The 13,139-nt window shown below is 70.6% G+C and carries 14 protein-coding genes; 9 read left to right on the forward strand and 5 right to left on the reverse strand.

Annotated features, from left to right (window positions below; genetic code table 11):
* Positions 1–99 precede the first annotated feature (99 nt).
* The gene (locus tag ACZ55A_RS32480) at positions 100–783 is read right to left on the reverse strand and encodes a glycerophosphodiester phosphodiesterase (RefSeq protein ID WP_468847749.1); all 684 of its coding nucleotides are present in this window, start codon (positions 781–783) and stop codon (positions 100–102) included.
* A 510-nt stretch (positions 784–1,293) separates the two neighbouring features.
* Between ACZ55A_RS32480 and ACZ55A_RS32485 the strand changes: the two genes are divergently transcribed.
* The 4 genes from ACZ55A_RS32485 (at position 1,294) to ACZ55A_RS32500 (ending at position 5,870) form a co-directional block, all read left to right on the forward strand.
* Positions 1,294–2,691: a DUF6421 family protein gene (locus ACZ55A_RS32485; RefSeq protein WP_468847752.1), complete on the forward strand. Its 1,398-nt coding sequence runs from the start codon at positions 1,294–1,296 to the stop codon at positions 2,689–2,691.
* Positions 2,688–3,512 carry an SDR family NAD(P)-dependent oxidoreductase gene (locus ACZ55A_RS32490; protein WP_468847754.1) on the forward strand — a complete coding sequence of 275 codons (825 nt, stop codon included), beginning with the start codon at positions 2,688–2,690 and terminating at the stop codon, positions 3,510–3,512. Before ACZ55A_RS32485 ends, ACZ55A_RS32490 begins: the two co-directional genes overlap by 4 nt.
* Positions 3,491–4,579, forward strand: a complete 1,089-nt coding sequence (locus ACZ55A_RS32495; protein ID WP_468847756.1) for a threonine aldolase family protein — start codon at positions 3,491–3,493, stop codon at positions 4,577–4,579. Before ACZ55A_RS32490 ends, ACZ55A_RS32495 begins: the two co-directional genes overlap by 22 nt.
* A gap of 565 nt (positions 4,580–5,144) precedes the next feature.
* A complete protein-coding gene (locus tag ACZ55A_RS32500) occupies positions 5,145–5,870 on the forward strand; it encodes a B3/B4 domain-containing protein (RefSeq protein ID WP_468847758.1) in 726 nt (241 codons plus the stop codon).
* 42 nt (positions 5,871–5,912) lie between these two features.
* Here the strand turns inward: ACZ55A_RS32500 and ACZ55A_RS32505 are convergent, their stop codons facing one another.
* Positions 5,913–6,629, reverse strand: coding sequence for a lysophospholipid acyltransferase family protein (locus tag ACZ55A_RS32505; RefSeq protein WP_468847761.1), 717 nt, complete (start codon positions 6,627–6,629; stop codon positions 5,913–5,915).
* Between the two features lie 158 nt (positions 6,630–6,787).
* Positions 6,788–7,204, reverse strand: a complete 417-nt coding sequence (locus tag ACZ55A_RS32510; RefSeq protein WP_468847764.1) for a DUF4395 domain-containing protein — start codon at positions 7,202–7,204, stop codon at positions 6,788–6,790.
* Between the two features lie 76 nt (positions 7,205–7,280).
* Between ACZ55A_RS32510 and ACZ55A_RS32515 the strand changes: the two genes are divergently transcribed.
* The 4 genes from ACZ55A_RS32515 to ACZ55A_RS32530 all read left to right on the forward strand — a co-directional run bounded on the left by ACZ55A_RS32515 (position 7,281) and on the right by ACZ55A_RS32530 (position 10,495).
* Entirely contained in the window at positions 7,281–7,709 is a 429-nt protein-coding gene (locus tag ACZ55A_RS32515; protein ID WP_468847766.1) for a TlpA family protein disulfide reductase, read from the forward strand.
* A gap of 225 nt (positions 7,710–7,934) precedes the next feature.
* Positions 7,935–8,441 carry a flavin reductase family protein gene (locus ACZ55A_RS32520; RefSeq protein WP_468847942.1) on the forward strand — a complete coding sequence of 169 codons (507 nt, stop codon included), beginning with the start codon at positions 7,935–7,937 and terminating at the stop codon, positions 8,439–8,441.
* A gap of 212 nt (positions 8,442–8,653) precedes the next feature.
* Positions 8,654–9,439 carry an electron transfer flavoprotein subunit beta/FixA family protein gene (locus tag ACZ55A_RS32525; protein ID WP_468847768.1) on the forward strand — a complete coding sequence of 262 codons (786 nt, stop codon included), beginning with the start codon at positions 8,654–8,656 and terminating at the stop codon, positions 9,437–9,439.
* A 93-nt stretch (positions 9,440–9,532) separates the two neighbouring features.
* Positions 9,533–10,495, forward strand: a complete 963-nt coding sequence (locus tag ACZ55A_RS32530; RefSeq protein ID WP_468847771.1) for an electron transfer flavoprotein subunit alpha/FixB family protein — start codon at positions 9,533–9,535, stop codon at positions 10,493–10,495.
* Positions 10,496–10,590: 95 nt separating this feature from the next.
* Here ACZ55A_RS32530 and ACZ55A_RS32535 read toward each other — a convergent pair whose 3' ends face one another.
* Both ACZ55A_RS32535 and ACZ55A_RS32540 read right to left on the reverse strand, forming a co-directional pair.
* The gene (locus tag ACZ55A_RS32535; protein ID WP_468847774.1) at positions 10,591–10,905 is read right to left on the reverse strand and encodes a putative quinol monooxygenase; all 315 of its coding nucleotides are present in this window, start codon (positions 10,903–10,905) and stop codon (positions 10,591–10,593) included.
* Between the two features lie 74 nt (positions 10,906–10,979).
* The gene (locus tag ACZ55A_RS32540; RefSeq protein ID WP_468847777.1) at positions 10,980–11,498 is read right to left on the reverse strand and encodes a DinB family protein; all 519 of its coding nucleotides are present in this window, start codon (positions 11,496–11,498) and stop codon (positions 10,980–10,982) included.
* Positions 11,499–11,699: 201 nt separating this feature from the next.
* On the opposite strand from ACZ55A_RS32540, the gene ACZ55A_RS32545 reads away from it, so the two are divergent.
* Positions 11,700–12,971: a DUF6986 family protein gene (locus ACZ55A_RS32545; RefSeq protein WP_468847779.1), complete on the forward strand. Its 1,272-nt coding sequence runs from the start codon at positions 11,700–11,702 to the stop codon at positions 12,969–12,971.
* The last annotated feature ends 168 nt before the right edge of the window (positions 12,972–13,139 follow it).

Raw genomic sequence — 13,139 nt, forward strand, 5'->3', positions numbered from 1 at the left:
GGCAGTGCGCACGGCCGTCTGTCGAGATCACCGGGGCAAACGTCCGCATGGTGGAAGCCGATTGCAGGCGTATGAACTGCGGATTTCCCCGGCCGCCTGTTACGCGGTGAAGCGCACCGCCCGGCGGATCTCCGGCAGGTCGGTGACCACCCCGTCCAGGCCGAGGCCGCGCGCCAGTCGCAGCTGATCGTGGGTGTTGACGGTCCAGGCGACGACCTTCAGATGGGCGGCGTGCGCCCGCTCGACCAGTTCGAGGGTGAGCCGGCGGATGTTCAGCGAGAGCATCGTCGCGCCGACGGCCTGGGCGCGGTCGACGACGTCGGCGCCGTAACGGCTGCCGACCAGCGCGGTGCGCACCCCGGGCAGCAGGGTGCGGATCGCGGCCAGCGCCTCGTCGTGGAAGGAGATCACATCGACCCGGCCGACCAGGTCGTGCGACCGCATCACCTCGGCCAGCGCCTGCGCGGCCGCCACGTCCTTGATCTCGGCCTGGAGCGGCGCCTTGACCGCTGCCACGACCTCCTCGAAGACGGGGATCCGCTCGCCTTCCCCGGCGTCCAGCTCACGCAGTTCGGCGAGGGTTCGCTCGGCGATCGGGCCGGTTCCGTCGGTGGTCCGGTCCACGTCCGCGTCGTGCATCACCACGAGTGCGCCGTCCTTGCTCAGATGCAGATCCAGTTCGATGACGTCGAGGCCTTCGTGTTCGGCACGGACGAAGGAGCGCAGGGTGTTCTCGGGCTCGACGCCCATCATCCCGCGGTGTCCGATGGTGAGAAAGGACAAGGCTGCCTCGCTTCTGTCGGCTCGGTACTGCTGTCGGCTCGTCATCAGTGTCGACCGTCGGCCGTCGGCAACGGCGGAACGAAATGGCGCTCAGCCTAACGGGCAAGGGGGGCGATGAACCGGTTGTGGAAGGGACCGCGGTGTGTCCAGTACGGGTACCCGCCATATCCGGCCGCAGGCACCTCACCCGTGCGTGGGCGCGTCCGCCGCGGGCTGACGCCGCGCCCCGCGAGGCAGGCCCGCGGGGCAGGCCGGTCGAGGGTCCGGGGTAGTCGTGTGGCATATGCCATACGACCGTCGCGGGCTGTTCTCCGAAGGGTCCGGACGCCGGAGGAAGCGCGGAATCCCTTGGCATTACTGGCAGGAAGTGTCGTCGGACGCACAGACCACAGGAAAAATATGCGTGAGAGCGGGGTGCGGGCAGAATAATTTTCGGCGACCCCACTTGAGCGGACGAACCCTGGCTGGTTACCGTGTGCTGACAACACGATCTACCGCCGGAGGGCAGTCATGACGGAAATTCTTTCGCCTGTGGGTGTCCCGGGAGGCACTCCGACCGCAGAGCGTGTGATCGAGCACCCGGCATGGCCGGTGCTCAAGGACGCCGTCGAGACCATCCGCCCCTGGCAGTCCAAGGACGGTTCGATCGACCTGACGGCACAGGGCGCGCCGAGCGCCGACGCCGTCCGCGCCGAGGTCGACCGCCTGATAGCGGCCGTCGGTGAGCTCGCCCCGCTGCTCCCGCACAACGCCGCCTACCACCAGGCGCTCACCGCCGACCTGCGCCGCTGGGCCGACGAGGGCTTCGGCGTGCCGGACTTCCTCGACTCGCTGCTCGCCTTCCAGCCCGCCCAGCAGCGCGCCGAGGGCCTCCAGCACCTGGTGCTGTTCCCCATGTACACCCAGAACGGCAACCCGGACCGCAACTTCGAGGCCGTCGTGCTGCGCATGGTGTGGCCCGACTGGCTCGCCGAGCTGGAGCGCACCCGCTACGACAACCCCCTCTTCTGCGGTATCGCCTTCGAGGACTTCACCGCCGGCTACGACACCAACTCCGCCGTACTCTTCCCGGAGACCATCGCGGTGCGCGAGGCCCCCGAGCGGTTCACCTGGGGCGGCATCTTCTGCGACCGTGAGGCCGCCCGCTTCCGCCGGGTCAGCGTGGCCGCCGTCGAGACGCTCGGCCTCGAACTCCCGAAGGACATCCGGGAGATGCTCGACGACCAGGAGCGCTGCCAGGAGGCGTTCGTCCTGTGGGACATGGTGCACGACCGTACCCACAGCCACGGCGACCTGCCGTTCGACCCCTTCATGATCAAGCAGCGCCAGCCGTTCTGGATGTACGGCCTGGAGGAGCTGCGCTGCGACCTCACCGCCTTCAAGGAGGCCGTGAAGCTGGAGGCCGAGGGGTACTCCCAGGCGCGTGATGTGCAGTTCGCGGTGATCTTCGACCGGATGTTCCGCTTCCCGGTCACCGGCGACCGGGTCCGCAACTACGACGGCCTGGGCGGTCAGCTGCTCTTCGCCTACCTGCACAAGCACGACGTCGTACGCTGGACGGACAACACACTGCACATCGACTGGGAGCGGGCGCCCAAGGTCACCAACGAGCTGTGCGGCGAGATCGAAAAGCTGTACCGCGACGGCATCGACCGGCCGAAGCTGGTCCACTGGTTCGCCGCGTACGACCTCGTCTCGACCTACCTCGCACCGCACCCGGGTTCGGTCTGGGCCAAGGGCCCCGACGCCCTCGACCTCGACCAGCCGCCGCGCAAGCTCGTCGACGACGTGCTCCCCGACGAGTTCCCGCTGAGCATGTTCTACGAGGCCCTTGCCAAGAAGCTGCGTACGGTGATCGCCTCGACCAAGGGCATCACGGCCCACAGCGACACGCTGGCGGCGGCATGAGTACGGAACGGAACACCCGGCCACAGGCCGTCCAGGCGCAGGACGAGGAGGCGACGGAGATGGTTACTTCGACGGGCGGGCAGGGGCCGCTGGAGGGCCGGGTCATCGCGGTGGCCGGAGCGGCCGGACCGGCCGGCCGCGCCACCCTGCTGCGGCTGGCCGAGGCGGGAGCGGTGGTCGTCGGTTCGGACTCCAACCCCGAGCGGCTGGCGGAGGCCGTCGACGCGGCCCGCTACGCGCACGGCGGAGCCACGGTCATAGGGGAGACCGTCGACCTGCTCGACCTGGACCAGGCCCGGGAATGGGCGGCCCGTACGGAGAAGGAGTTCGGCCGGGTCGACGGCCTCGTGCACCTCGTCGGCGGCTGGCGCGGCTCCTCGACCTTCGCGGAGACCGACCTGGCCGACTGGGACGTCCTGCACAAGCTGCTGATCCGTACCGTCCAGCACACCTCGCTCGCCTTCCAGGACGCCCTGGAGCGCAGCGGAAACGGCCGCTTCGTGCTGATCAGCGCGGCCGGCGCGTCCAAGCCCACCAGCGGTAACGCTGCCTACGCGGCCGCCAAGGCCGCCGCCGAGGCCTGGACGCTCGCCATGGCGGACGGCTTCCGCAAGGCCGGGGGCGAGCAGGGGCCCAGCACCGCGGCTGCGATCCTGATCGTCAAGGCGCTCGTCAACGATCAGATGCGCGCCGAGCGACCGAATGCGAAGTTCGCGGGCTTCACGGACGTCACGGAGCTGGCCGAGGCCATCGCCGGGGTCTGGAGCCGGCCCGCCCAGGAAGTGAATGGACAGCGTCTGTGGCTGACCCCCGAGCCGTAACCGGAGCGAAGACCGACGCCCGGCAGCACCACGATCCCCAGATACGTGGCTTCGCCAGCGACAACTACGCGGGCGCCCACCCGGAGGTGCTGGCGGCGATCGCCCTGGCCAACGGCGGACACCAGATCGCCTACGGCGAGGACGACTACACCGACCACCTCCAGCGGGTCTTCCGCAGCCACTTCGGACAGCGCGCCCAGGCGTTCCCGGTGTTCAACGGCACCGGCGCCAACGTCGTCGCCCTCCAGGCCGTGACCGACCGCTGGGGCGCGGTGATAGCCGCCGAGACCGCGCACATCAACGTCGACGAGTGCGGCGCGCCGGAGCGGGTCGGCGGGCTCAAACTGCTGACCGTACCCACCGAGGACGGCAAGCTCACCCCCGAGCTGATCGACCGCCAGGCGTGGGGCTGGGACGACGAACACCGCGCCATGCCGCAGGTCGTCTCGATCGCCCAGAGCACGGAGCTGGGCACGGTCTACACGCCCGACGAGGTCCGGGCGATCTGTGAACACGCCCATGAGCGCGGCATGGTGGTGCATCTGGACGGCTCGCGGATAGCCAACGCCGCGGCGACGCTGGACGTCCCGATGCGGGCCTTCACCAACGCCGTGGGCGTCGACATCCTCTCCTACGGCGGCACGAAGAACGGTGCGGTCTTCGGCGAGGCGGTGGTCGTACTCAACCCCGACCGGGTGCGCGCGATGAAGCATCTGCGCAAGCTGTCCATGCAGCTGGCCTCCAAGATGCGCTTCGTCTCCGTCCAGTTGGAGGCGCTGCTCGCCAAGGACCTGTGGCTGCGCAACGCCCGGCACGCCAACACCATGGCGCAGCGTCTTGCGGCCGGTGTGCGGGAGATCGACGGGGTGCAGATCCTCTACCCCGTGCAGTCCAACGCGGTCTTCGCACGGCTGCCGCACGATGTCAGCGAACGCCTCCAGAAGCGCTTCCGCTTCTACTTCTGGGACGAGCAGGCCGGCGACGTCCGCTGGATGTGCGCGTTCGACACCACCGAGGAGGACGTGGACGGCTTCCTTGCCGCGCTTCGGGAGGAGCTTGGGCGGTGAGGTGACGCCTGTGGCGGCCCTTCCCACGTTTTTGGCTTTCCCGCCGTGCCTCGTCTCGCCGTTGCGCCTGCGGCGGGCGGGTGGTTGTCGGGTGCGGTGACGGTCCTCCGCGGGTGGGTGTCCGGACTGCTTCGCTTTACGTCCGGACACCCACCCGCTCCGGCCCGTCCCCTCCCGTTGGGGGGATGACGGAAGGCCGGTGGGGGTGCACGTAAGTGATCACGTGCACCCCCACCGGCCTTTCCTTTTCCCCCAACGGGAGGGGACGGGCCGGAGGGGTCTTGTTGGTGGACGTAAAGCGAAGCAGTCCACCAACAAGGCCCCGGAGTCCGTCACCGCACCCGACAACCACCTGGCCCGCCGCAGGCGCAACGGCGACAAGCCACCACGGCGGGAAAGCCGACAACGTGGGAAGCAGCCCAAGCGCAGCGGAAGGGTTCAGTGTAGTGGACCGCGCAGTGCTATTTGCTGAACCGCACCCCGCCATGCTCCAATGCCTCCAGCAGGCCGTCGACCGGCCTCACCTCCGGCAGCTTCTCCCCACCGATCTCTGAGGAACGGCCCGATGCCCTGTCCCCTGAACGTCTCTGGCACGGCCTGCGCCCTGCATGTCTCCGACGAGGTGAGCGCCCTGGCGCCCGGCTTCGGATACCTCGCGGTCGAGGCGCATGGCCTCACCAACGGGCCGAGCGACGAGACCAGCTCCGCGCTTCTGGACGAGGCCACCCGCCGGCTGACCGAGCGGCTGGACGGGCGCGCCCCGCAGGACGACCCGCACATCGCCGCCTGGCGCGCCGCCTACACCGCCTTCGGCAGCAAGCCCTCGCGTACCCGTAACTCCGCCGAGGCACTGGCCAAGCGGGCCCTCGCGGACGGCGGGCTGCCGCGGATCAACCGGCTCGTCGACGTCTACAACGCCGTCAGCGTCGCCCATCTCATCCCGGTCGGAGGCGAGGACCTGGACCGTATCCAGGGCGGGATGCGGCTCGTACGAGCCACCGGCGGCGAGCCGTTCGTCACCGCGGCGGGCGGCGCCGAGGCCATCGAGCACCCCGACGCGGGCGAGGTGGTCTGGTGCGACGACGCGGGCGTCACCTGCCGCCGCTGGAACTGGCGCCAGGGCACCCGCACCCGCCTGACCGAGGACTCCGTCAGCGCCCTCTTCCTGCTGGAGCGGATGGCCCCGATGACGCTCGACGAGCTGACGGCGGCGGGCACCGAGCTGGCCGGGGCGCTGGGGAAGGTCTGCCCGGACGCCCGGATCGAGATCGGGGACGTCTGGATCCCGTGACCCGGTGAGCTGGGTTCTGGGAGCCGGGGGTTCCGGGGTCCGCTACGCGGTGGTCCCCGGGGCCGCCGGTGCCGTGCCGCCCAGGTGGGCCGGGATCCACCAGGTGTCGTCGGTGCCGCGGGAGCGTACGGGGTAGGCGCGCTGTGCCGCCTCCAGGAGATCCTGGACGCGGGACCGCAGCCGGTCGGTGATCTTCTCGGCCTGCTCGGCCGGATCGGCCTCCATCGGCTCGCCGATCCGGATCGTTATCGGGAAGTGGTTCCGGCCCAGGTCGCGCTTGTGGCCCTTGGTCCACAGCCGCTGGGTGCCCCACAGCGCCACCGGCAGCAGCGGTACGCCGGCCTCCTGGGCCAGCCGTGCCGCACCCGACTTGAAGTTCTTCAGGGTGAAGGATTCGGAGATCGTCGCCTCCGGGAAGACACCGATGATCTCCCCCGAACGCAGCGCCGACAGCGCGTGCTTGTAGGCGTGCATCCCCTGCGCACGGTCCACCGGAATGTGCTTCATCGCGCGCATCAGCGGCCCCGACACCTTGTGCCGGAACACCGACTCCTTGGCCATGAAGCGCACCAGGCGCTTGGCCGGCCGCGCCGCCAGGCCCGCGAAGACGAAGTCCAGATAGCCGATGTGATTGCTCACCAGCACCGCCCCGCCGCGGCGCGGAACGTTGTCCGCCCCTGCAATGTCGAGCTTGAGATCGAGCGCCTTGAACAGCGTGTGCGCGGCACCGATCACCGGCGGGTAGACGAGCTCTGGCATTGTCCGGAGGACCCCTTTTCCGTGCCTGGGGAGGGTTCTCCCGGCGGAAACCTACGCAGTCGTAACTGCGGCTTTCGGGAGATCGTGCCCGATCCTGGCCGTGGCGGCCAGCGCGTCGACGCCCGCGGACGGGAGATTCTCGTCACGTGGGGACCGGCTCAGCCCGTCGCCCGGCGCAGCAGAAGGTACATCTCGCACCCCAGGCAGTACCCGAAAACGGCATTGAGGAAGGCCGCCGCGAGCGCGCATCCGGTGGCCGCGAGCCCCAGCCACTCGGGGCCGGCGAAGTAGCCCACCAGCCCCACCACGGCGAAGAACAGCCCGACACCCTGGGCGAAGCGCGGCGGTGCGGGGCTCTCGAACTCGGCCGGTGCGGACAGCCGCGGCCGCACCACCACCCTGAACAGCCAGGCGTAGGGCGAGCGCTGGACACCCGCCGCCGCACCCACGGCGAACACCAGCGCCTGGAGGGCCAGCAGCCCGCCGCTCCCGCTGATCAGGACGGCCGCCAGCACCACGGTCGTCAGCGCCGCCGCGAACCTCGGACCCCGTACGTCGATCTCCTCAGCAGTCATGCCCCTCACCCTCTCGCAGACCCGGTCGTCGTGGAGCCCGGGAATCTTTGCGGTCCCGTGAACGCTGCACCCGGAGATGACTGGACTCATGGTGTGCATCGCGGTGCTCGCGGCGGCGAGCGCCTTCGGCGTATGGCACCGACGCCGCAATGGGAGGCTGACGGTGCGGGAGCGGGACGAGCGGGGCGGGGCGGTGCGGCTGGGCCCGGCCGAGATCGGCACGGAGCTGGGGGAGCGGGCCACCCTCATCCAGTTCTCCAGCGCCTTCTGTCAGCCCTGCCGCGCCACCCGGCGCACCCTCGCCGAGGTCGCCGGCATCGTCGAGGGGGTGAAGCATGTGGAGATCGACGCGGAGGCCCACCTCGCTCTCGTACGGCAGCTGAATGTGCTGCGTACCCCGACCGTTCTCGTGCTCGACGCCGAGGGCCGGATCGTGCGCCGTGCCGCGGGCCAGCCGCGCAAGGCCGATGTCATAGCGGCGCTGGGCGAGGCGGTCCGTGATTGATCTCCCAGATGGCGGGCGCCCCTTGACGCTGTGGGTCACGCATCGTCACTCTGACGTGATGCGGCCAGGACCCCTTCTCTACGGACGCGCCCATGTCGACCTTCTGCGGACCGCCGGCGGGCGCTGTCCGGGCATGTGAGCAGCGACGACCCCACTGCTGCCGGCAGCCTCCCGGCCGCCCGCGGCTCCGCCCCGGCCCGTACACCACAGGAGAAGGACAACTCCATGACGGCCTCGCCCGGCCTCGGCACGCCGCACACCGCCTCCCCTGAACTCCTGCGCTCCGTCTTCCGGCAGCACGCCGCCGGCGTTGCGGTGATCACCGCGTACGGCGCGGGCCCCGTCGGTTTCACCGCCACCTCCCTCACCTCGGTCGCCGCCGATCCGCCGCTGCTCTCCTTCGGTATCGGCATCAGCGGTTCCAGCTGGCCGGCCGTCTCCGAGGCCGAGTACATCGGCGTCCACATACTCGGCGAGCACCAGCAGGAGCTGGCCGCCACTTTCGCGCGCAGCGGCGCCGACCGTTTCGGTCCCGGCACTTCATGGCGTACCGGCCCCGAGGGCGTGCCCCTCCTGGACGGTGTACTGGCCTGGCTGGTGTGCAGGGTCGTGGCGCGGGTGCCGGCCGCCGATCACCGGATCGTGCTCGCCCAGCCGGTCGTCGGCGACCCCGCGGGCCCCGGCCGCCCCCTCCTCTATCACCAGGGCCGCTTCAACGCGCTGCGGGACTGACAGGTTCCGCTGCGCCGCTCTCTTCCCTCGTTCGGAGCCGTTGGCAAGGTCACATTTCGGTGGCCTTGATTCGGGGCACGAGACTGGATGTACTGGCGAGTAATATGGCGGTCGGCGTGGGCGATCCGCAACCGACCGGGAGCCGCCCCAACAGGCGCCTATGCTGCCAGCACAAGGCAGTTCTGAAGAGACGAGCAGGTAGGAGAGCCGGCGTGAGCTTGAGGATCGTTGTCTGTGTTAAGTACGTGCCCGACGCCACCGGCGACCGGCACTTCGCCGAGGACCTGACCGTCGACCGCGAGGACGTGGACGGTCTGCTCTCGGAGCTCGACGAGTACGCCGTCGAGCAGGCCCTCCAGATCAAGGAAGCCACCGACGACGCGGAGATCACCGTCCTGACCGTCGGCCCCGAGGACGCCAACGACGCGCTGCGCAAGGCCCTGTCCATGGGCGCCGACAAGGCCGTCCACGTCGAGGACGACGACCTGCACGGCACCGACGCGCTCGGCACCTCGCTCGTACTCGCCAAGGCCATCGAGAAGACCGGCTACGACCTGGTCGTCTGCGGTATGGCCTCCACCGACGGCACGATGGGCGTGCTGCCCGCGCTGCTCGCCGAGCGGCTGAACGTCCCTCAGGTCACCCAGCTCTCCGAGGTATCCGTCGCCGACGGCAAGGTCACCGGACGCCGGGACGGCGACACCGCCAGCGAGCAGCTGGAGGCCGCGCTGCCGGCCGTCGTGTCCGTCACCGACCAGTCGGGTGAGGCGCGCTACCCCTCCTTCAAGGGCATCATGGCCGCCAAGAAGAAGCCGGTGGAGTCGCTGGACCTGGAGGACCTGGAGATCGAGGCGGACGAGGTCGGCCTCGAGGGCGCCTGGACCAAGGTCGAGGACGCGGCCGAGCGTCCGGCCCGTACGGCGGGCACGATCGTCAAGGACGAGGGCGAGGGCGGCAAGCAGCTCGCCGAGTTCCTCGCGGGCCAGAAGTTCATCTGACGGCCGGCGGTCCGGGGCCGGCCCCGGACATCGCAGCCTCGAAGGCCCGTCCCCTCTCAACCGCCCTCATTCTTCCCGCAGGAGAGCAATCCCATGGCTGAAGTCCTTGTCTACGTCGACCACGTGGACGGCGCCGTCCGCAAGCCCACCCTCGAACTGCTCACCCTCGCCCGCCGCATCGGCGAGCCGGTGGCCGTCCACCTCGGTGCCAACGCCGAGGAGGCCGCGAAGGTCCTCGCCGAGCACGGCGCCGTGAAGGTTCTGGCCGCCGACGCCCCCGAGTTCACCGAGTACCTCGTCGCCCCCAAGGTCGACGCGCTGAAGGCCGCCTACGACGCGGTCTCCCCGGCCGCCGTGCTGCTGCCGTCCTCCGCCGAGGGCAAGGAGATCGGTGCCCGCCTCGCGGTGCGCATCGGCTCCGGCATCATCACCGACGCGGTCGACCTGGAGGCCGGCGACGAGGGCCCAGTGGCCACGCAGTCCGTCTTCGCGGCCTCGTACACCACCAAGTCCCGTGTCACCAAGGGCACCCCGGTCATCACGGTCAAGCCCAACTCCGCCGCCCCGGAGGCCGCACCGGCCGCCGGCACGGTCGAGCAGCTCGCGGTGACCATCGCCGAGACCTCCAAGGGCACCAAGATCGTCTCGCGCACCCCGCGTGAGTCGACCGGACGTCCGGAGCTGACCGAGGCCGCGATCGTGGTCTCCGGTGGCCGCGGCGTCAACGGTGCCGAGAACTTCCCCGTCATCGAGGCGCTTGCCGACTCGCTCGGCGCGGCCGTCGGCGCCTCCCGCGCCGCGGTGGACGCCGGCTGGTACCCGCACACCAACCAGGTGGGCCAGACCGGTAAGTCGGTCTCGCCGCAGCTGTACATCGCCGCGGGCATCTCCGGTGCGATCCAGCACCGCGCCGGTATGCAGACCTCGAAGACCATCGTCGCCATCAACAAGGACGCCGAGGCGCCGATCTTCGACCTGGTCGACTACGGCGTGGTCGGCGACCTCTTCGACGTCGTCCCGGCGCTCACCGACGAGGTCAAGTCCCGCAAGGGCTGAGCCCGTCCGGCCCGCCGGAGCCCTTCCGGCCCTCGCACGAGGCCCCGTACGCGCGGTGCGTACGGGGCCTCGTGCCGCTGTGGAAGGGGGCGGCGTCAGGTGTTCGGCAGCCGGTCCTTGCCCGGCTCTCCGGCCGGCACCGGTTGCAGCACGGCGACATCCACCGGCGCGGCCAGCGCCGCCGCGATCTCCGCGCCCAGCGCCTCCAGGGCCGGACCGGCAGAGTGCGCATCGAGACAGGGCTGATCGGCCCAGTTCTCGACGACGGTGACCCGGTCGTCGCCGGCATGCACCGCGTAGAGCAGACAGCCGGGCTCGGCATGCACGGCGGGCGCATGCCGGCGGAAGGCGGCGAGCACGTCCTCGCGGCGGCCGGGCTTGGTCCTGATGGTGGCGACGACTACGGGCACGGAGCCTCCTGGTTTGCGACGACGGGCGTGTCCGAGGCACCCGACGGGTGGTGATCTTGGACAGATCAGCGACCTTAGCCGCCCGTCGCCCCGTCGATCTGCTCGCGCAGCAGGTCCGCATGGCCGTTGTGGCGGGCGTACTCCTCGATCATGTGGACGTAGATCCACCGCAGGTTCAGCGTGCGCCCCCGCGGTGCCGCGAAGATCTCGTCCAGTTCGCGGTCGGCCACCGCCTTGTCGCAGGCCTCGATCTCGGCGCGGAAGGCGGCGAAGTCCCGCTCGGCGGTGGCCGGGTCGAGGTCGTCGAAGTCGCCGTCGGGGTTCTCCTCGGTGAAGTAGTGGTCGCCGATCCGCTCACCCAGGAAGCGCTTACGGAACCACGTCCGCTCGACATCGGTCAGATGGCGCACCAGACCGAGCAGGGTGAGGTTGGACGGCGGACTGCTCGCCTCGGCCAGCTGCTCGGCGGTGAGCCCGGTGCACTTGGTGAGCAGGGTGTCGCGATGGAAGTCGAGCCAGCCCTGGAGCATCTCCCGTTCACCGGCCACGGTCGGGAGGTCTCTGCGCTTGATGGGGGGTGCGGTCCATGTCATGACGGTGAGTCTGGCGGTGTCCGCCGGGGCGCGCCACGGGGTTTCCGGACCCGTGCGCCGCCGTGACCTGCGCCGCCTCGGGTGAAAGGGGTGTTGACCTCGTCAATCTCCCCAGATAACTTCGCTCTACGGATTGTTGATTCCATTACGCGGAAAACGCCCGCGCAGCGGCGTCGGGCGTAAGCACCGGGAGGGTATCGGATGGGGCAGCAGGAGACCGTGGCGACGAGCCTCGCGGACACCGTACGCGAGGGGATCGGAGCCGCCCTCGCCCAGGTGGACGCGGACCTGGCCCGGCGCTACCCCGGCGACCCCGGCACCCGCCAGCCGGTACACACGGTCTACGTCCCCGGAGACGTCTTCGCCGCCGACACCCTGCGCTCCTGGGGCGACCGGGCGCTCGCCGCCCTCGACGAGCACGCCCCCGACGCCGGCGCCCTCGCCTCCGTACTGGACCTCCCCGACACGCTCGCCGCCGACGTGTACGACCGCGTCCGCGCCAAGCTGACCCGCGAGCCCATCGAGGACCTGCGGATCGACTTCGAGGACGGCTACGGCCCGCGCCCGGACGCCGAGGAGGACGCGCACGCGGCCCGCGCCGCCGCCCTGGTCGCCGCCGCCTACGAGAACAGCACCGCCGCCCCGTACATGGGCATCCGGATGAAGTGCATGGAGGCCGCCGTCCGCGACCGCGGCATCCGCACCCTCGACATCTTCCTCACCGGCCTCATGGAGGCCGGCGGTCTGCCCGACGGCCTGGTGCTCACCCTCCCCAAGGTGACCTACGCCGAGCAGGTCACCGCCATGGTCCGGCTGCTGGAAGCCTTCGAGAAGGCGCGCGGCCTGGAGAGCGGCCGGATCGGCTTCGAGATCCAGATCGAGACCACCCAGTCGATCCTGGGGGCCGACGGCCGCGCCACCGTCGCCCGCATGATCGAGGCCGCCGAGGGCCGCGCGACCTCGCTCCACTACGGCACCTTCGACTACAGCGCCTCCTGCGGGGTCAGCGCCGCCCACCAGTCCCTCGACCACCCGGTGGCCGACCATGCCAAGGCCGTCATGCAGGTGGCCGCCGCGGGCACGGGGGTGCGGCTGTCCGACGGCTCGACGAACGTCCTGCCGGTCGGCCCCACCGCCCAGGTGCACGACGCCTGGCGGCTGCACCACGGCCTCGTCCGCCGCTCCCTGGCTCGCGCCTACTACCAGGGCTGGGACATGCACCCGGCCCATCTGCCCACCCGTTACGCGGCGGTCTACGCCTTCTACCGCGAGGGCCTGGAACAGGCCGCGGCCCGCCTCGCCGCGTACGTGGCCAAGGCCGGCGGCGCCGTCATGGACGAACCCGCCACCGCCAAGGCCCTCAGCGGCTACCTCCTGCGCGGCCTGGACTGCGGCGCCGTGGACCCGAGCGAGGTCGCACGCCTGACGGGACTGACGCGCGCGGACCTCGATGCCTTGGCGGGGCGTGGGTGAGGGTCGGCTGAGGGGTGGCTGAAGGGCGTTTGAGGACCGACTGAGCGGTGGCGGAGGGGCGTCTGAGGACCGTCTGAGGGCTGGGCTCGGCACCCCCCCACCCCCGAACCCACCCCCCGCCCCCTCCCCCGAAGGGGGAGAGGGGGAGGGGGCGGGGGAGAGCCGCGA

The sequence above is a fragment of the Streptomyces sp. NPDC034111 genome, from assembly GCF_055575375.1.

What these genes read in the sequence shown, in the direction of transcription:
- ACZ55A_RS32520 (WP_468847942.1), top strand. Translation starts at nt 7,935, where the DNA reads ATGACGGCCTCGCCCGGCCTCGGCACGCCGCACACCGCCTCCCCTGAA.
- ACZ55A_RS32545 (WP_468847779.1), top strand. Translation starts at nt 11,700, where the DNA reads ATGGGGCAGCAGGAGACCGTGGCGACGAGCCTCGCGGACACCGTACGC.
- ACZ55A_RS32540 (WP_468847777.1), bottom strand. Translation starts at nt 11,498, where the DNA reads ATGACATGGACCGCACCCCCCATCAAGCGCAGAGACCTCCCGACCGTG.
- ACZ55A_RS32485 (WP_468847752.1), top strand. Translation starts at nt 1,294, where the DNA reads ATGACGGAAATTCTTTCGCCTGTGGGTGTCCCGGGAGGCACTCCGACC.
- ACZ55A_RS32530 (WP_468847771.1), top strand. Translation starts at nt 9,533, where the DNA reads ATGGCTGAAGTCCTTGTCTACGTCGACCACGTGGACGGCGCCGTCCGC.
- ACZ55A_RS32515 (WP_468847766.1), top strand. Translation starts at nt 7,281, where the DNA reads ATGACTGGACTCATGGTGTGCATCGCGGTGCTCGCGGCGGCGAGCGCC.
- ACZ55A_RS32505 (WP_468847761.1), bottom strand. Translation starts at nt 6,629, where the DNA reads ATGCCAGAGCTCGTCTACCCGCCGGTGATCGGTGCCGCGCACACGCTG.
- ACZ55A_RS32490 (WP_468847754.1), top strand. Translation starts at nt 2,688, where the DNA reads ATGAGTACGGAACGGAACACCCGGCCACAGGCCGTCCAGGCGCAGGAC.
- ACZ55A_RS32500 (WP_468847758.1), top strand. Translation starts at nt 5,145, where the DNA reads ATGCCCTGTCCCCTGAACGTCTCTGGCACGGCCTGCGCCCTGCATGTC.
- ACZ55A_RS32510 (WP_468847764.1), bottom strand. Translation starts at nt 7,204, where the DNA reads ATGACTGCTGAGGAGATCGACGTACGGGGTCCGAGGTTCGCGGCGGCG.